The 18,998-nt window shown below is 44.3% G+C and carries 13 protein-coding genes and 1 riboswitch; of the genes, 10 read left to right on the top strand and 3 right to left on the bottom strand.

Annotated features, from left to right (window positions below; genetic code table 11):
- Positions 1 to 81 precede the first annotated feature (81 nt).
- Positions 82 to 1,638, bottom strand: a complete 1,557-nt coding sequence (locus tag J2T19_RS03440) for a glycine betaine uptake BCCT transporter (RefSeq protein WP_307213216.1) — start codon at positions 1,636 to 1,638, stop codon at positions 82 to 84.
- A gap of 299 nt (positions 1,639 to 1,937) precedes the next feature.
- Between J2T19_RS03440 and J2T19_RS03435 the strand changes: the two genes are divergently transcribed.
- From J2T19_RS03435 to J2T19_RS03425, 3 genes are all read left to right on the top strand, one after another.
- Positions 1,938 to 2,363 carry a MaoC family dehydratase gene (locus tag J2T19_RS03435; RefSeq protein WP_307213214.1) on the top strand — a complete coding sequence of 142 codons (426 nt, stop codon included), beginning with the start codon at positions 1,938 to 1,940 and terminating at the stop codon, positions 2,361 to 2,363.
- A 145-nt stretch (positions 2,364 to 2,508) separates the two neighbouring features.
- Positions 2,509 to 2,590: riboswitch (ZMP/ZTP riboswitch) on the top strand.
- Positions 2,591 to 2,649: 59 nt separating this feature from the next.
- Entirely contained in the window at positions 2,650 to 3,252 is a 603-nt protein-coding gene (locus tag J2T19_RS03430; RefSeq protein WP_307213213.1) for a DJ-1/PfpI family protein, read from the top strand.
- A gap of 137 nt (positions 3,253 to 3,389) precedes the next feature.
- A complete protein-coding gene (locus J2T19_RS03425) occupies positions 3,390 to 5,357 on the top strand; it encodes an elongation factor G (RefSeq protein ID WP_307213211.1) in 1,968 nt (655 codons plus the stop codon).
- Positions 5,358 to 5,513: 156 nt separating this feature from the next.
- Here the strand turns inward: J2T19_RS03425 and J2T19_RS03420 are convergent, their stop codons facing one another.
- The gene (locus J2T19_RS03420) at positions 5,514 to 6,020 is read right to left on the bottom strand and encodes a hypothetical protein (RefSeq protein ID WP_307213209.1); all 507 of its coding nucleotides are present in this window, start codon (positions 6,018 to 6,020) and stop codon (positions 5,514 to 5,516) included.
- Between the two features lie 353 nt (positions 6,021 to 6,373).
- Positions 6,374 to 6,631 carry a GlsB/YeaQ/YmgE family stress response membrane protein gene (locus J2T19_RS03415; RefSeq protein WP_307213207.1) on the bottom strand — a complete coding sequence of 86 codons (258 nt, stop codon included), beginning with the start codon at positions 6,629 to 6,631 and terminating at the stop codon, positions 6,374 to 6,376.
- Between the two features lie 157 nt (positions 6,632 to 6,788).
- Between J2T19_RS03415 and J2T19_RS03410 the strand changes: the two genes are divergently transcribed.
- From J2T19_RS03410 to J2T19_RS03380, 7 genes are all read left to right on the top strand, one after another.
- Positions 6,789 to 7,496 (top strand): response regulator transcription factor, encoded by a 708-nt coding sequence (locus tag J2T19_RS03410; RefSeq protein ID WP_307213205.1) that lies wholly within the window; start codon positions 6,789 to 6,791, stop codon positions 7,494 to 7,496.
- A 41-nt stretch (positions 7,497 to 7,537) separates the two neighbouring features.
- Complete coding sequence (locus J2T19_RS03405) at positions 7,538 to 8,920, top strand: sensor histidine kinase (RefSeq protein WP_307213203.1); 1,383 nt, start codon at positions 7,538 to 7,540, stop codon at positions 8,918 to 8,920.
- Between the two features lie 117 nt (positions 8,921 to 9,037).
- Positions 9,038 to 9,754 carry a hypothetical protein gene (locus J2T19_RS03400; RefSeq protein WP_307213202.1) on the top strand — a complete coding sequence of 239 codons (717 nt, stop codon included), beginning with the start codon at positions 9,038 to 9,040 and terminating at the stop codon, positions 9,752 to 9,754.
- Positions 9,755 to 10,015: 261 nt separating this feature from the next.
- Positions 10,016 to 14,287 carry a discoidin domain-containing protein gene (locus tag J2T19_RS03395; RefSeq protein WP_307213200.1) on the top strand — a complete coding sequence of 1,424 codons (4,272 nt, stop codon included), beginning with the start codon at positions 10,016 to 10,018 and terminating at the stop codon, positions 14,285 to 14,287.
- 326 nt (positions 14,288 to 14,613) lie between these two features.
- On the top strand, positions 14,614 to 16,830 hold the full coding sequence (locus tag J2T19_RS03390) for a helix-turn-helix domain-containing protein (RefSeq protein ID WP_307213198.1): 2,217 nt from the start codon (positions 14,614 to 14,616) through the stop codon (positions 16,828 to 16,830).
- Between the two features lie 234 nt (positions 16,831 to 17,064).
- Positions 17,065 to 18,039, top strand: coding sequence for an ABC transporter permease (locus J2T19_RS03385; protein ID WP_307213196.1), 975 nt, complete (start codon positions 17,065 to 17,067; stop codon positions 18,037 to 18,039).
- Between the two features lie 74 nt (positions 18,040 to 18,113).
- Entirely contained in the window at positions 18,114 to 18,941 is an 828-nt protein-coding gene (locus J2T19_RS03380; RefSeq protein WP_307213194.1) for a carbohydrate ABC transporter permease, read from the top strand.
- Positions 18,942 to 18,998 lie beyond the last annotated feature (57 nt).

The raw sequence follows: 18,998 nt of genomic DNA, 5'->3' as shown, positions 1-18,998 counted from the left end.
ACGGGTTGAAAAAATACGATACTTCTGACAAAAAGGTACCCACCTTACGGCGGATACCTTTTTGTCGAGATCAATTAAATATTACCTGCTGGGAATTTCGTTCTGTGAGCTTTCGTGTTCCTCCAGCAGTCGTTTCAGCTTTTGGCGCTGCCGTTTTTCCTTCTGACGGCGCTCTCTGTCCTCAGCCTGTAAAGCTTTAAGTAAGGATACACACATACCGATAAGGACAACGGCGAACGGCAGCGCGGCCACAATGGAAGCTGTCTGGAGACCGCTCAGTCCCCCGCTGAACAGCAGTACTACCGCGATGGCAGATTGCATGATTCCCCAGGTTAATTTCACTCTTGTACTCGGATCCAACTTGCCATCTGAGGTCAGCATGCCCAGCACAAATGTAGCGGAATCAGCCGACGTAATAAAGAAAATCATGATCAGGAGTGTAGCGACTACCGCTAAGATTGTGCCCAAAGGCAATTGCTCCAGCATAAGGAATAAAGCGGTTGTTGTATCTTCTTTGACGGCTTCCGCCAGATGGGTAGCATTGAACAATTCCATATGAAGTCCTGTACCGCCGAAGACGGAGAACCAGATAAATCCGAAAAGGCTTGGAATTAGCATGACGTAAATTACAAATTCCTTTATAGTTCTTCCTCTGGATACCCTTGCGATAAAAGTACCTACAAATGGAGCCCACGAGATCCACCATGCCCAGTAAAATAACGTCCAAGCTCCAATCCATGCTTCTCTTGAAAACGGCGTCAGTCTCAAACTCATGTTAATAATATTCTGCATGTAACTGCCTAAAGTTGTTGTGAATGTGTCAAATATAAAAGAAGTCGGCCCAGTTACTAATACAAACAACATCAAAAGTACAGCTATAACGAGGTTGGTGTTGCTCAAAACCTTAATACCTCTATCCAGACCAGAGGTAGCTGAGATTAGAAACAGTACAGTTACAACGATGATAATGACAACCTGGGTTATTGTTGAGTTAGGGATACCGAATAAGTAATTCAGACCCCCACCGATCTGAAGTGCACCCAATCCAAGCGAGGTCGCAACACCAAAGATCGTGGAAATAACCGCCAGAATATCAATGATCTTGCCAAGCCAGCCTGCAGCAAGTCGCTCTCCGATCAGAGGAATAAAGGTTGAACTGATCAGCCCTTTGTAGCCTTTCCGGAACTGGAAATAAGCAAGGGCTAAGCCGATGACGGTATAGATAGCCCAAGGGTGGAGTCCCCAGTGAAAAAAGGAATAACGCATCGAAAGTCTTGCTGCCTGCGTTGTTCCGCCTTCTGCTCCCTCCGGTGCAGATAAATAGTGGGACAGCGGTTCAGCAACTCCCCAGAAAACCAGTCCAATGCCCATACCAGCGCTAAACAGCATGGATAGCCAGGAAACCGTAGAATATTCTGGTTCATCATCTTCATCTCCAAGCCTGATCAAGCCAAATCGGCTGAACGCCAGATAAAAAGCAAAGATTAGGAAGAACAGTGTCGCTAGCAAATAAAACCAGCCAAAATTCTGAATAGAGAAGTTGTAAACCACGTTAGCCACTTCCGCTAGCTGATCAGGAGCGACGGCTCCCCATATTGCAAACAGTGCAACGATTATAATTGTGATTGTAAATACCATGAAGAGACCTCCGTTATGTAAGCTACAGGCAACTGTTTCTTAGTATGTGCTAGTCCAGCTCGCAATATTGCAAGAAAGCCAGCTGTTGATAAAATAAAACAAACTGCCGTGTAATGAAACACTTCAATTTATTTTGATCTCTTAGTAACCAATATAAAGCCTATAAATTTAAGAAACATAAGGACTTTAACAGAATAATTAGTATCAAGTACTATTATCAAGTGTTATAATTGGTATTCAAGTTAACTTTGTTCATAAATAAATGAAGTACCATACATGGCAACAAAGGAGTTTTATCAATGAAATTCAATGAATTTTTTGTTGGACAAACGTTTATAACAAAATCGCTTGAGCTCACGAAAGAGGATATCACAAGTTTTGCTACTGAATTTGATCCACAATATATGCATTTGGACGAAGAGAAAGCCAAAAAGGGAAGATTCAATGGGATCATTGCCTCGGGAATTCAAACCTTGGCGGTTTCTTTTAAACTTTGGATTGAAACGGGGAGTTATGGTGATGATGTAATTGCTGGCACCGCGTTTAATAATATCAAATTTATAAAACCCGTGTATCCTGGCGATGTGTTGTACAACAAGGTTAAAGTTATTGATGTGGAAGAAAAGAAAAACGAAACAGGTCTTGTAACGGTGAAGTTCTCTACCTTTAATAGTAAAGAAGAGCTCGTTTTTGAAGGAGATTTAACAGTTCTGGTCAAAAAGTAGTGTACCAAGTCAAGGACAAGCGGTTATTTCCTCATTAATTCATTAATCTGACAGTCAGGTTAGTTAAAATTACGGAAGAGAAAGTATGTATAAATTTCATATATTTACAAAGGAAAAAGATGTCATGTATACTTAGTGTTAAATTTCTGGTATGTGTGACTGGCGTAAACGTGGAGTGAACCACTAGGAAGCACATAATGTAAATGCCGTACGCCTGGGCAAAGTGTTTGATCTATAGATCAAACACTTTTTTTATTATTGAGGTAATGAGAGGATGGTGGCGGCAATGAAAATGGCGTTTGTGTTATTCGATGGAATGACAAGCATGGACTTAGCTGGATTTTATGAAGCTGTAACTTGGCTAGCGATTCTAAAAGCGAAGGAAAACGTATCATGGACATTCTGTTCAAACAAGGATGAAATTACAGACGATCGGGGCCTAAAAATGAAATCCGATGCGGTGTTACCTAATCTAGGTGATTTTGATCTAGTGTTTTTCCCCGGTGGATTATCAACTAGAATGCTTAGATTTGATGAGGATTTCATGGGTTGGGTTCGAACGGCAGAGAATGTACCGTATAAGATTTCTATGTGTACAGGGGCTTTGCTATTGGGCGCAGCAGGATTCCTGAATGGAAAAAAGGCTACTACAAACTCATCAGCTTATGATTTACTAGTTCCTTATTGTGCAGAAGTAATTCCAGCGCGTGTCGTGCGTGACGGTAATACGGTAACTGGTGCGGGGGTTACAGCTTCTATAGACCTAGGGCTTTATATGGTTGAAATGTTGACGAACACAGAGATTGTTCTTCAAGTTCAGCGGAAATTAGAGTATCCATATTATAAGGCTGGTAACATAAAAGATGTCTACATGCACACTTTTCGGTAGGAGGATAAGAAGAAAGACAATTCGCCTTTTTCAAGCACTGACTAATTCATCTCCAAGCCAACCCCTACCCACTCTCCCGATTTCTATGCTTTAATAAAATGAGCAGTAATAACAAGAAATGTTGAAAGTGGGATTCTATGAAACGACTAACGATTGGCCTGTTCGCCCATGTGGATGCAGGTAAAACAACTTTTGCCGAACAACTGTTGTACCATACGAACAGTATCCGGTCGCGAGGGCGGGTGGATCATCAGGATACGTTTCTGGACAGCCACGACATCGAGCGGGCAAGGGGCATTACCGTGTTCGCAGATCAGGCGGTACTAGAGTATAAAGGTGACAACTACTATTTAATAGACACGCCTGGACACGTCGATTTCTCCCCAGAGATGGAGCGGGCAATTCAGGTCATTGATTATGCCATTTTGATCGTAAGCGCAGTTGAAGGTGTCCAGGGTCATACGGAAACAGTCTGGCAGCTACTGCGGAAACATCAGATTCCAACGTTTTTCTTCATCAACAAGACGGATCGGATTGGAGCGGATGCAAGCAGAACGGAGGCGGATATACGTCAGCAGTTGACAGGGGAAGTATGTTGCATTACGGAGAGCTTCACAGACGGTATGATCGCTGAACCGCTACGTGAGGTCATGGCTGAGCGGGACGAAACCTTACTGGAAGCATTCCTGGAGGGGAGAGACGATTCTGGTTTCTGGTTAAAAGCCTTGCAGAAGATGATTGCGGATGGTCTTCTCTTCCCTTGTGCTCACGGCTCTGCGCTTCAGGATACTGGCGTCGTTGAATTTCTGGATCAGCTGCACCTGCTGACGACAACCACATATGACGTGGATGCTTCGTTCCAGGGTCGAGTTTATAAAATTCGGCACGATGCAGGCGGAGCGAGACTCACGTTCATTAAGGCACTGGGCGGTCGATTGAAGGTGAGAGAACAACTTAGTTATGAGAGCGGCGGGGTTCCATATGACGAAAAAATTACGCGACTCTTCTTGTTTAACGGCCTAAAATCGCAGTCGGTGGAACAAGTAGAAGCCGGGGATTTGTTTGCCGTTGCCGGATTATCCGCGACCGAGACCGGACAAGGTCTGGGGTCAATATCTGACAAGCTAACTTACGATTCGGAGCCGACCTTACAATCGAAAGTAATTTTCGACGATTCAATACATGTCCAGAAGGTGCTTGGTGCTTTTCGCACGCTTGAGGCAGAGGAGCCGTCTCTAAACGTCGTTTGGGATGAGAAATTGCAGGAGATTTCTATCCGCGTCATGGGATTGATTCAACTGGAAGTGTTAGAGCAGATTGTTAGAGAGCGGTTTGGCTTCGCTATCTCTTTTGGACAACCGGAAATTTTGTATAAGGAAACAATTCAATCGCCTGTGATAGGGTACGGCCACTTCGAACCGCTCAGACACTATGCAGAAGTGCATCTGCTAATCGAACCGGGAGAAAGGGGCATGGGTATTACGTTTGATAGCAGATGTCATGTCGATGATCTGAATGTCAGCTATCAGAATCTAATTCGGAGTCACCTTTACGAACGGGAGCATCACGGACTGCTGACTGGCATGCCAGTCACCGACGTGAACATCACGCTGATGAGGGGGCGTGCACATAAAGAACATACCCATGGCGGCGATTTTCGTGAGGCTACCTTTCGAGCATTACGTCAGGGTCTTGAGAAGGCAGACATTGTGCTGCTAGAGCCCTATTACGATTTCAAAATCAAAGTCACTCTCGATGAAATGGGCAGGGTGCTGTCCGATATTCAGCGTGCATCTGGTACCTTTAATCCTCCAGAGACAGATGGAACGCAAACAGTGGTCACAGGTAGGGTGCCCGTCTCAACCTTCATGAGCTACAGTGCGGAATTGGCATCCTTTACGCATGGACGAGGCAGTATACGCTGCGTGTTCAGTGGATACGACCGCTGCCATAACACGGAGGAAGTCATAGAGCGGATGGACTACCGCAAAGAGGCAGATCCACTGTATACATCTTCATCTATTTTTTGCGCCAAGGGAGCAGGTTACTCGGTGCCATGGGATGAAGCTGAAGCCAAAATGCACCTTGAATTAGAACCTCAATGATCTTTTAAGAAATTAAGCAATTATCGAGAGAAGTGAGTCTAATAATATGATAGAGCAAAAGGCATTACTTGAAGGTCGTAAGGAAGTTCTCGTTCATCCATCCAGGTTTAGATAAGGAAAGAGCCGCAATAAGCGCGGCTCTTTTGTGTATTGTTATTAATGTCCACCTGTATTGGTAGCCCAAACAGGACCTTTTCCAGTGGAGTAGAACACAACATTTCCATCGTCTTGAACAACCAATGTATCGCCATTCAGGCCTGCTGGTACATTACCTCCGTAGTGGGCGTTAGTCCAGTCTTGTATTTTTGAAAACCAAAACCAATGAGAATCGTTATAATCCGTTAATCGAAGCAAATTATTTTCAACTTTTAACACCTGAGGTGCTCTTCTGATGGTATAACCTGTGATAGGATCCCGCCATTCATATTTTGCACCACTCGTTTTTGTAGACCAAAGCGACTTCCCTTGTTTGTAAAGCACTAGATTCCCATCTGTCTGCATGATAAAAGTAAATCTTCCGTCATTCGATGTAAGTGATTGACCTTGTGAGAGTGTTTCACCTGCTGTAAGAGAGTTTTTCGCAGAAGCTGCCGAGACGAGAGAGATCTGAAGCATAAATAGTGCCATCAAGATGAGTACCGATTTTTTTGCGATTTTTTTCATAGTCGACTGCTCCTTTTACGATTTTTTTATTTCTAGTAAAATATAGCATGAAAATAATAGAAATCAACTCTTTTTTTGATATATTTTGTAAAATATTTGTAAAAGTCATTATCTGATCGATAAAAAGAGCAGTAAATGTCATTCCGAGAAGTAGACCACGCTCAAGGTTACGTAGTGGTTGACGAGGAAGGAACGGAGTTATGGTGTGGAAGTACACATAAAAAGAACCGTAAGTGCTCATCATCCATCGATGAATGCTATCGGTTCTTTTAGGTTTATCCTGTTTTTTCATGCCAAGGCAGCATCTTTATAAAATTCTAATGAACGACGGTATCGGTGTCCGCCTGTCTTTGTTAACGTCTTCGGAAGGCTCCGCCGCGTGCCAGAGCGAAGAAGATGAGTAGGGCAATAATTGAACCAACGATGGCTGGAATGATATGAAATCCGCCAATCAACGGCCCTCTTGCTCCTAGCAATTCCGTTCCTAACCAGGAACCGACAAAACCCGCAATAACGTTTCCAAGAACACCGCCCGGGACGTCCCGTCCAATCAAGTTGCCGCTTAACCAGCCAATAAGTCCACCAACAATGAGTACCCAGAGCAGATCCATGGTTTGTTCTCCTTTCTTCGGGTTTATTACAAGTTATGTTGGGCTCAGTGGAATAGACCTCATCTTTCAGTTGGTGGAGGAGTTTAAAGTATCTGTGCTAAGATGAACGTAATGATGGTTCAAGCTGGGAAACAGGCTATAAGGGGTGTACATTACATTGAAGAAAATACTTGTCATTGACGATGAAGTCGCAATTAGAGATTTAATTGAGCTCGTGCTGAGGCGAGAAAACTACGATGTGCAAACTGCAGAAGATGGTAAAACCGGACTGCAATTGCTGGATTCTTTTCAGCCAGACTTGGTGGTTCTTGATCTAATGCTGCCTGACTGCTCCGGATATGACCTGTGCAAAGAAATCACCGGGAAACAAGCCGTTCCTGTGATCATGCTCTCTGCCAAAAATGAGGTCATCGACAAGGTGCTCGGGTTAGAGCTAGGGGCGGAAGATTATATGACCAAACCCTTTGACAATCGTGAATTGCTCGCTCGGATCAAGGTGATTCTGAGAAGAAACGAGAGCAAGGAGGAATCAAGTGAAGGAATAGAAGCGAAATCTACACGAATTATTCATGAAGAGCTGACATTTGACCTAGAAAGCCGAAGGGTGCTGAAAAATGGTGTACCCGTGTCTTTAACGGCCAAAGAGTTTAAAATTCTGGAAACGTTACTCAAAAGACCAGATAAAATCTTTACTCGGGATGAGCTACTTCAGATCGGATGGGGATATGACTTTATGGGAGACAGTCGCAGTGTGGATATGACCATCATGCGATTACGGAAGAAGCTGGAGGATAACGCGGATGAACCGAAGTATGTCAGGACGATCTATGGATTTGGCTATCAGCTTGGAGGTGGCGAGGCCTGAAGTACGCAACCCGATTACTGCTGAATTATTTATTTTTCTCCGTGTTGTCCTTCGGCATCATCATATTTGCGGTCAATAAAGCCATCGACTACTACAGCTTCATTACCATTGAGAAACAGATGATGGAGAAGGCAGATCTATCCGAGCTGTCCTTTCGTGAAGTGCTGGCACAGCATAGATCATCGTCAGGGGAGCCGCAGACCAAAGAAATTGTCAGACTTGCTCTGGAGAAGCTGAAAGCTTCAGGCAAGGAAGTGCGTATCTATGACAGCTCCAAGCAGTTAAAAGGCTTGGCTGTAGATGGTATTATCATTAATGATGGCAAACCGTACATTTTTGAAAAAAATATTGAGAAAGCCCTGAGCGGCAGCTATGCATACACCGTAACGGATGAACATCTGCTTTATTTTGCGACGCCTATTCAGAATCAATTTTATGAAAACGCTTATGTGTATGAGTTCGTGGAGGACATTTCTTACTTTTATGCGATTATGGATCAGATCCGTTATATCCTGTTTGTGGGTGCGGGTGGATTTATTGTACTGATTACGTTATCCAGTCTATGGATTGCCCGCAACACAACCAAGCCGATTAAGCTGTTGCTTGGTGCTGCTCAAAGTTTCTCCAGACAGGAGTTTCGGAGAGTTCATCTAAACCGGAAGGATGAGCTGGGCATGCTGGCAGATGGGCTGGATTCCATGGGACGCCAGCTTCATGATTACATTCAGTATCAGAAGCAATTTGTCTCCAACGTATCGCACGAGTTAAAAACACCTTTGGCAGCCATTCGTGGTTTCTCTCAATACTTAGTTGAAGGGGAGAACGAGAACAAGGAGTTGCAAAAAATCTATGCTCATCTGCTGCAGGAATCGGATCGGCTGACGCGCTTGATTAATGAACTGTTGTTGCTATCCCGATTCGACAAGGCTGGTTCTGACGAACTGGAAGTAGAGAAAACGGAAATGAACGAACTGATTCAGCAAGTCGCATTGAATATGGAAGCTAAGGCGAACGATAAAGGGATCAAAATCATGGTTATAAAGACGGAGGGAGACCCGGCATCTGAAGGTCTGACAAGAGTCTACGCCAACGTGAATCCTATGCTGATGTCCCACGCAATCGCTAATCTTATGGATAATGCTATTAAATATTCAGGCAGTCATTCGCAGATTGAAGTGGAGATGGAACATACGCCAAGTGAGGTGATCATTCGGATACGTGATGAAGGCATAGGTATTGCAGGCGATGAGCTGGAACGAGTGCAGGAACGATTTTACCGTGCAAAAAATGCGAGTACAGCGAACGGTTCAGGTCTTGGACTTTCGATCTGCAAAGAGATTGTAGAGCGGTTTAATGGATATATCGACACGGAAAGCGAGTTAGGAAAAGGGACTACTGTCACGATTGTGTTGCCTCGCGCGTAGAATCAGCACGTCATTCAGGAGTGTTACAAGACTGATACAATTCTGTTATGAGACTAACAAATGCTTTTTCTATAATCACTTCATAAGAAGAAATCACACATTTATGGAGGGATCAAGATGAAATTAACAAAGAAAACTGCAGGTTTTGTAATGCTGAGTATTTTATTAACGATGACGCTAGCGGGCTGCCAGTCCAATGGTGCCAAGACGCCAGAAGCGGCGCAGAACTCGGCTGAAAATAACACGTCGAACGAACAGGCTAAAGGCGAAGAAGCTTCCAATTCTACTGCACCTGCTTCAGAAAATGCAGAAGAACAGAGTACTGAAGCAATCAAGGAAGGTTCGATCGAGAAGGAAGGTAATGTGGTGCTGAAGGAGCTTGCTTTTGTCTATAATGAGCACACCATTGCAATTTCGGATACAGCGAATGAAGATCAGATGGAACAGATGCTGGGCAAACCGGATAACCTGAAATCTCATACGTATAGTGCTGATGATGGAACAAACATGGATACCTTAATCGGTTTTACAGAAAAGGTTTATACGTATCCTGGTCTGGAGATTAAAACAATCAGTATACCGGAGGGGAAACAAGACTCCATCTTCCATATCGAAATTACAGATCCTAAGTACACGACAGTGCGTAACATTAAAGCAGGAGATAGTCTGGATACACTCAAAAATGCCTACCCTGAGGGGAAACTGCTGGGTAATGGAGCCCCCGATGAGGAGGATGACTTCCGCTATGAGCCTTCTAATTATGTGGATGTGATGTCGTTTCATATCAAGGATGCCAAGGTGGAGAGCATTCAGATCTACAGCCTGCTAGACTAATATGTAGTGAGCGATGTTGGTCAAACATTTTTTTTGGAGCATCCTTCTGGGTGCTTTTTCTTTTGCCCTCTTGAAACGAGATGTGAACTGTTTCAAAGCGGTTCAGTTAACGTTGCTTGATGATTTGAAAGATATCTTAACAAATTGAATGATTTTACAATAGACGAAATTTGTGAAATGCTGCAATGTTTTAGAAGACCAAAACATCAATTCATAACGATGGAAAGGCACACGAGTCCACGACTTGAAGGAGGCATGTACATGGTTTTAAGACAGAAGCGCGGCTTAAAAAACCAGGTCAAGTGTATTGTCATGTTTATGTTAATCGTTAGTCTCGTTGTAGTGGATTATCCTCATCCGGTATCAGGTGAGGCGTCTGTGAACGAGAATACAGCAGCAGGATATCTGCCAACGATTTATGAGGAAATTGATGCAAGCGGTTTCAAGCATCCTGGAATTGGACTTACTAAGGACATTCTGGAGAATATGCGCACACAGGTGCTTGCAGAGCAAGAGCCCTGGTACAGTTATTTTAAACGAATGACTGAATCTGGAGCAGCAGCTAGAAATGTTACATCCAGCAATCGTAGCAGTTCGGATCCGACAAAACCTGGCAGCGTGGATTTCAATAGCCAATCCTTCAACTCCAAATTTATAGCAGATAGCTTAAAGGCCTACACACAGGCCATCATGTACTATGTAACAGGTGAACAGGAGTACAGAGCTAATGCGATGGGCATTATCCGAATCTGGTCTCAGATGGATCCGGCCAAATACAGCTATTTCAATGATTCGCATATTCATACCGGAATTCCACTGAATCGCATGGTGACAGCAGCAGAGATTTTAAGATATACCAGTAGCACTACACAAGAACTGGAGTGGACAGATCAGGACACAACGGATTTTAGCACTAATCTCATCTATCCGGTCATTGATACATTCCAGCATCACAACGGATATTTTATGAACCAGCATCTGTATCCCCTCCTTGGAGCCATGTCTGGATATATCTTTACAGGAAACCGTGACCGTTACAATGAGGGCGTAGAATGGTTTACCGTGAATGAGAGCGCTGTGGATCAAGGACAAAACGGCTCGATTAAGCAGTTATTTCGACTGGTGGATACTAACATTCTGACAGGTGAGGCAGTGGTTCCACCGAGAGTGCAGCATGTGGAGATGGGTAGGGATCAAGCCCACGGTGCGGGAGATATCACCAATGTGGAGATCTTGGCTCGCCTGTTGGAAGCGCAGGAAACCAAAGTCGATCCAGTCGTTGGAACGGTGTCCACGGCGGAAAATGCGGTTAATGCCTACGAATATCTCGATCAAAGGATATTGAAGGCAGCTGATTATTTTGCACAGTTCATGCTGGGTCATGATACGCCATGGACACCGGTTGCGGCTCATACAGATGCCAACGGCAATCCAACAATTATCTATAAGGAGCTGGCTGAAGGGTACAGAGGACGTATCGGCGGCAATGTCTATGGCCTCTATTATTATTACAAATATGCGGCAGGTTTAGATATGGAGGAGGAAGCTCCCTACTATGCCGATATGTTTAAGAAGCGGCTGCCTTTCTATTGGGAATCTCCAGATGGGGGCGCTGATTATTGGATGTTTATCCCTGCAGAAGCAGCGAGTGAAGGTGCAACAACACTTCCTAAAGTATCGGCGAATGCAAATTGGAATGAAATAGAACACCGGGCAACAAGTCTAGATTCCCATTCCGAGATCAAACAAGAGGGGGAGACATCCTTTGTAGAGATTACAGCGACGGAGGAAGGCAGTCGTATCTCCATCGTCAGCACCAGCACTCCCGTTAAAACCATAGGACTGCGAATACGAACCACGGGTACAGCCAAGCTCGTGATCAATGGGTGGGAAGATGCTCCTTTAATGTTGCCGAACACCCGGGGAGAATGGAAATATGTAACTTATACGATGCACCATCTGCGAGGGCTAAGTGATTTGACCTATTTCAAAATTCAGGGATCGGGCACTCTGGTGGATATGGATCACATCCATCTTAAAGCAAGTGAACAGCTGACACCACCTGTCTTTAACGAAAGCGGAAGCTCTCTAGACCTATATTCATATGTCGGGTCAGATGCTGCATTGCAGTACGATTTCTCTGCCACAGATGCAGGCGCAGGTGACAACGTCACCTACCAGATTGATCATAAGCCTGAGGGTGCTATGTTTGACGAGAGTACGGGTGCTTTTTCGTGGAAGCCGCAGCATACCGGGATCTATACCATAGTGGTAGGAGCGACCGATGGAACCACGATCACAGCTAAAGAAGTCCTTATTTTTGTCAGTGCTGACCGTTCATCTGCTGTTGCTGCAGTGATTGCCCCCTATAACCCGGAGATTAGCTATATCTCTGAGAGTTTGGCGCATTACAATCGCGTATATGCTGATATTATGAACGTAATCACAACAGCTTCGGATGACGAATTTTTGCAAAAGCTGATGCAATTGAGAGCTGCGGTAGTGAATCTTCAGGAATTAACACCGCAGCTTCAGGATGGAAGTATAGATTATTCCAATATGCTGGCTGCCGCAACGTTCTACAATGAAACACTCAATTTATTGGATAATTACGCAGGAAGCTTTGCATTCTATGGTAACGCCATCAATTTAACGCACACGATGGATTTTGGACCGGATTATAAAGTGAGTGCAGATGCCTTCTCCCTTCAGGTAAGGGCGAGCTTTCCTGAGCGGATTGGCGGTACTGCTGTTTTTGGCTCCAATGATAATGAAAGCTGGACACGATTAACTCCAGAGTTAACCGTCGTTTCTGAAGATATGCAGACACTGGAGGTCAGTGAAGCACACAAAAATACGCCCTTCCGTTTTTTCAAGATTCAGATGATTGAGCCATCGAGTACCATGCTGGAGTTGTCCGAATTGAGAATATTTGGAGAACGACATGAAACGAATAATAAAATTCAATCACTCTCAATAAGCTCTCCAGAGAGCAATCAGAACCGCGTTGATACAGGCAATACGATTGTGCTTACCTTTGAATCGACTGAACCGATTCATGATGTGCAGGCTGTAATTCAAGCTAAGCAGGCAACGGTGCATTCAACGGATCACCTGAACTGGACGGCATCGGCCGTCATGGACAATCTTGCACCTACAGGGCCTATCAAGTTTGCCATTGACTATAAGACGGCTAATGGGCTGTCGGTAGGTCCTGCCATCTTCACGACCGATCAGTCTTCCCTGTATTTAGTAAACCAATCCAAGCTCCTCGATGTGACCAGACTCGCCACCGTAACAGCTTCAGATAAACAGTATGGTACAGGCGGACTGAGCAAAGAGCAGGTAGGCTATCTATTGTTTGATGGCAATACGGGCACTTATGGCGATCTGGTTACTGGAGCTGGAGCTTACTATACGGTTGATTTTGGGCCTGATGTATCGGTTACGCTGAGCGATATCATGCTGATGCCTAGAGCCTCCTATCCTGCAAGAATGAATGGCGTTGTCCTGCAAGGTTCGAACGACAATAATAGCTGGACGAACTTGATTTCAGCTGTGACAGGAACAGCTGAAGGTAAGTGGACTTACATTGGCGGGGATAGGATCGTCGAGCATGATGCTTACCGATATCTGAGAATTTACAATAGCGCTGCATGGAACGGAAACGTGGCAGAAGTGGAATTGTACGGACAATATGATATTCGCAGCATCGATTCCAAAGTAGTTAGCCCGGAAGGATATACGAAGGGAAGCTATTACGAATATATGCAAGAGGTTGAGCGAATTCGAGCACTCTTTAACAATCCCGCATCGGATCGCCCTGCTCTGCTGCAGGAGCTGTACTTGGCTCAAGAGCAGCTGGTTTCTCTAGTTTCGCTGCCTGCACAGAAGATTAGCATAACACCTTCCATGGTGACGGCTTCCACGCCAGTCTATCAGAACAAGGGAACCAAAGAACAGAATGGTTGGCGTGCCATGGACGGCAATGTTGACACGTTTACCGATACCATGGATGCTGTGTCATGGATTGATATTGATTTGGGAGAGGATCAGGCCGAATCATTATCGAGCTTCAAGTTCTATCCGAGAAATGGTAAGGCTTCAGAGATAACGCGAGTTAACGGAGCTACTCTTCAGGGTTCTAATGATGGTACGTATTACACCGATTTGTATACCATCAGCGGGATCGGTAGCGTCCAATGGTATACAGCCCCCATAACCAATGATACATCGTTCCGATATCTGAGGTACTATTCACCGGGCGGCTATGCCAATGTGGCCGAACTGGAATTGTACAGCAAGCCCACTGACCCAACGTTGCTGGTAAAGCTTCTGGAACAAGCGGGTACATTAGATGGGGAAATCTATGATGAGGCTAGCTTCACAACTATGCTGGAAGCCAGATTGATGGCCACAACAATAGCGGAAGATGCTGATTATACCCAGGCACAGATTGACTCCGCAGCTAATGACTTGCTTCAGGCCATAAAGAACCTGGTGATCAAGACGGTAACGAACGATGAAGGATGAACGGTAGTGTTGTTCCAGAATGAAAATTAGTAAGAATTTAACGAAACCCTTGATGTAAAAGAAAGCAAGCGTTTATGTCCCGAAGCCCTTGAATAAGGAGGCTATGGGACATTTTTTTTATTGTAATGTAGTAGATCGGTGCAGATCAGCTACATGGATGAAAGAAATTAGAATGAAGTGAAAGATTTTATACTGGATTTTAGAGAATGATTTTGATAGCTTAAGCAATATGAATAACTATAGCTGACCTCAATTATGATAGCGCATACATTGTTGTAGAGACGGGATCGCACACTGAGGAGCGAAGTAACAGGGGGTGGATGTAAATGCCTGAATATAGAAAAACGATCTTTATCAAATTTATATTGTCATACACTGTTCTGTCCGTGATGTTGATCGGCATTATGGGTGGATATTGGTACACCCAGGCTAATGAAATGATGGAGGATGAGATTGCCAAAGACAATAAAAACCGTCTGAGCTCTGCCAAGGATTATATCGAGCAGACGATATTGAAGAAGTATGAAGACAATCTACAGAATAAAGCACTATCCATTCGATTTATTCAGAATAATTTCAACTTGAATCTATTGTTAACGAAGAGCTGGGAAGGAAATTTGAGTCGAATTGCCTCCTTCCGGCAGGAATTGGAATTCTACAGGATTGAAAATGAAGGGCTAACTAATGTTACGGTTTATTTTCCGGCTAATCATTATGTCGTAGATGCCAGCAACTTTCATATGAAGAGTGATACATCAGAAGATGCTGAATTCATCCTTAAGCTGAACGAAGTGAATTCTAAAGAATGGCTGTTTCGGACGTTGGCGGATGGTAGCAAGGTAATGACCTATGTGATTAAACTGCCCTACGAGACACCTGGCGTACCAACTATGGGGTATTTCTTCATGGATGTTGGGGTGGAGTATCTACAGACGGCAGCATCCCGAATCTTGAGTTCCTCTGCAGACCAGCTGTATATTTTCAACTCTTCCTGTCAAGAGCTGCTGCACACCGGGCAATATAATGAGGCGCTCAGTGGGTTATTGCAGAATACCATTCACAACCAGCATAGTGGAGAACAGATTATTGAAGGAGCGGAAGGCAAAGCCGTGCTGTCTTACCTGGAGTCCGCCAACTCGCAGCAGGAATGGACCTATGCGATGTATCGTCCGATGAACTCATTTGTCCTGTCATCCGAACAGTTGAAAAACAGCCTTGTAATTAGTTGCGGCGTAGTTGTGTTATTCGGTCTGTTACTATCGTTCTTTTTCTCCAAGCAGCTCTACATCCCGATCAAGAGACTGATGATGCAGATCAAAGGTTTGCATACATCAAGTGCCGTCACGTCCTTGGGTAATGAGTACGCATTCATCGGTAACACCTTTCATCTGATGGAGGAAAAGATCGTAAACCTGGAGACCCAAGCTAAGAAAAACCACATGAAAAACCTCTTACTTGGCGTAAGTCTAGAGATTGAAGCGGAGCAATTCATTCAACCGGGATATGATTATTGCACCGTCTATCTCCGAATTCCGGAAGAGGGCAGTGCAGGGTTGAAGATGCATTATGAAAAGATGAATCGGTCTTTCCATAGCATATTTGTTCCAATTAATGAGAATGAGGCGGCTATGATTTATTGTATTCTTCCTGACGAACAAGACGCAGAGAAGCGTATCCTAGCCGAGTTGCAGGAGCTTCAGCGATCTACGGAGTCTGTTTCTCGGTTTGGAGCGGCAATGGGAAGTAGGGTAGAACACCCAGAAGCACTCGCTGATTCGTATCAGATGGCCAAGCAGGCAAGTAGATATCATTTTTTATACGGAAAAGATTCAATCGTTGCATACTCCAGCGTGCAGGACATGAACACAACCCCTTATCTGTTTCAATACGATCATTTCAAGAATGCATTACAGGCGGGAGATCAGGAGGCGGTTGCTGAGTTCATTAATCATTTTCTGGAGGTTCTTCAGGATGGTCACATGCAGATTGAGACAGCAGAGCTCGCTGTGCTGCAATTAATAATGCAATTGTATCAATCGGTGCTTGAGCTGAAATTACAACACTTTCTACCCCATTCCAATATCTTTGATGAATTAAAAAAGGATACACTGATCGATACGGTGGAAGGCATACGTAGACTATGCATGCAGATTACTGAACATTTGAAGTATGCGGGCAACCATGCACATACGGATGTCATTCGAACTTTGAAGGTATACATTGCAGATCATCTGCATGAAGAGTTATCCCTTCAGATCCTATCGAAGGAAGTATCGCTAGCCCCTGCTTATATTTCTACCCTTTTTAGTGAAGGAACCAAAGAATCGTTTACGGAATATGTAACGCGGTTGCGACTGGAAAAAGCAGCAGATCTACTGCGTGATCAACCACGTCTGTCGGTTTCAGTTATTGCAACACAAGTCGGATACCGGAATCCACAGTATTTTCACAGTAAATTCAAATCACGTTATGGCGTAACGCCTGTACAATATCGGAATTCACAGCTGGCAACGCTGGATTCTTTGTCTCTGGATAAGGAATAGGGCAGCAAAGATAGAGATAGAAGGTAAGGCGGTGCATATGGGCTGTTGTTTGGAACATTTAATGAATGTTATCCAAGCAGCAGTCATTTTTTATGAATTCATTAGATTTTATAAGAAATCCTGAAAGAAATCATAAAGAATCGAAAGAACTTACAATAGAAAAAGCGCTTACATAACACTAAGATTGGAGTGTGGACATGAGCAATTTTGGATGGTTGGAAAGGAGCAGTTATCATGAACCCGGTGCACAATCCGGAAGTGGACGGCAAGAAAAGTATCTTTAATGAACAGCCGTCAAAATGGGCAGCAACTTGGAGGGAATACAAGAAATGCAGATATCTTTTTCTTCTTCTTGCTCCGGTGCTGATGTGGTATGCCATCTTTGCATACGGACCAATGTACGGGATCCAGCTGGCCTTCAAGGATTTCAGAATCATGGATGGAATCTGGGGCAGTCCATGGGTCGGCTTCAAGCATTTCGAGTTTTTATTCTTTCAATCTCCTGATTTTTTGCGGATTCTGAAGAATACGATCTTCATCAGTTTTTTGCATATTCTGTTTGGATTCCCTGCACCGATTATCCTTGCGCTATTAATTAATGAGATTCGTTCAGGTGTTTTCAAGCGGGTAGCACAATCGCTGACTTATCTGCCGCATTTTTTTTCCTGGGTCATTCTTTCAGGGATTTTAATCACACTGTTGTCTCCATCATCTGGTGTGGTCAATTATCTGCTCCAGCTTGTGGGTTTGGAGTCGGTCTATTTTCTGGGAGATCCGAATCATTTCCGTTCAACACTTGTCATCTCGGCGATTTGGAAAGAAGTTGGCTGGGGTACGATTATCTATTTGGCCGCACTTGCGGGTGTTCAGCCCGAGATGTACGAGGCCGCGGTGATGGACGGAGCGAGTCGCTGGAGGCAGACCCTCAGTATTACACTTCCGACGATTATGCCAGTCATTGTACTGATGTTCATTCTGCGTATTGGCAATGTGCTGGATGCTGGCTTTGACCAAATTTTGAACCTTTACTCCCCTGCAACCTATAGTGTGGCGGATATTCTGGATACTTACGTTTACAGGGTGGGCTTACAAAACTTCCAGTTTAGCATGACAACAGCAGTCGGTCTGTTCAAGAATGTGATTGCTTTTGCGCTAGTACTGGCAACGAACTATATGGCTAAAAGGTTTGGACAGCAGGGGCTCTTCTAAACAGAATAACCAGATTGGAGGACAAGGCAGTGAAGTATAGCAGGGGCAGTAACCTGTTTCAGGTGGGTTTGATTATGTTCATGATAATCTTATGTATTGTCATGCTGTATCCGTTTGTGCATATGCTTTCGATCTCATTTAGTACACCGGCAGAAGCATTGAGATTGGGGATCCATCTGTATCCCCAGCAGGTATCCTTTTTTGCATGGGAGAAGGTACTGGGAAGTCAGGATATCTGGATGGGATTCGGAAATACGGTTTTTCGTACGGTGGTGGGAACGGTATGCTCGATTCTGTTCATGTCGTTAGGGGCGTATCCGCTATCTCGTAAATATTTACCGCATCGTAATGTGTATACCATGATCATTGTATTCACAATGTTCTTTAGCGGCGGGATGATTCCAACTTATTTCTTGATTAAATCCCTGGGAATGCTGGATTCACGGCTCGTGTATATCATCCCTGGATTGATCAGTACGTTTTCTATGCTGATTCTGCGTAATTTCTTTCAGAACATACCTGATGAGCTGGAGGATTCGGCCAAAATTGATGGAGCGAACGATCTGCGTATTTTGTTCCAGCTCGTACTTCCGTTATCGATGCCTGTTATCGCCACCTTATCACTATGGTCTGCGGTAGGACATTGGAATGCCTGGTTTGACGCAGTGTTATATATTCAGGATCCTTCCAAGCAGGTGCTTCAGACCTTTCTGAGACGAGTGGTCATCACAGGAGAGAATCTATCCATGTTCGCAGCAGATGTGAAGGGCTCGGAACTGGGATACCAGGAACCCATAAAAGCCGCTACACTCATGTTCACCGCACTACCCATCATTCTAGTATATCCATTTTTGCAAAAGTATTTTGTGAAGGGAACGATGGTAGGTTCGCTTAAAGGCTAAGAGGGATCCATTCAAGCTGCCTCAAGGCGTCTTGATGCAAATAAGAAGAATCGTTAG

Source organism: Paenibacillus tundrae (genome assembly GCF_030812775.1).
GTDB classification, from domain to species: Bacteria; Bacillota; Bacilli; order Paenibacillales; family Paenibacillaceae; genus Paenibacillus; species Paenibacillus tundrae_A.
Note: the sequence above shows the minus strand (reverse complement) of the source record. Positions and strands in the feature narration are given on the sequence as shown.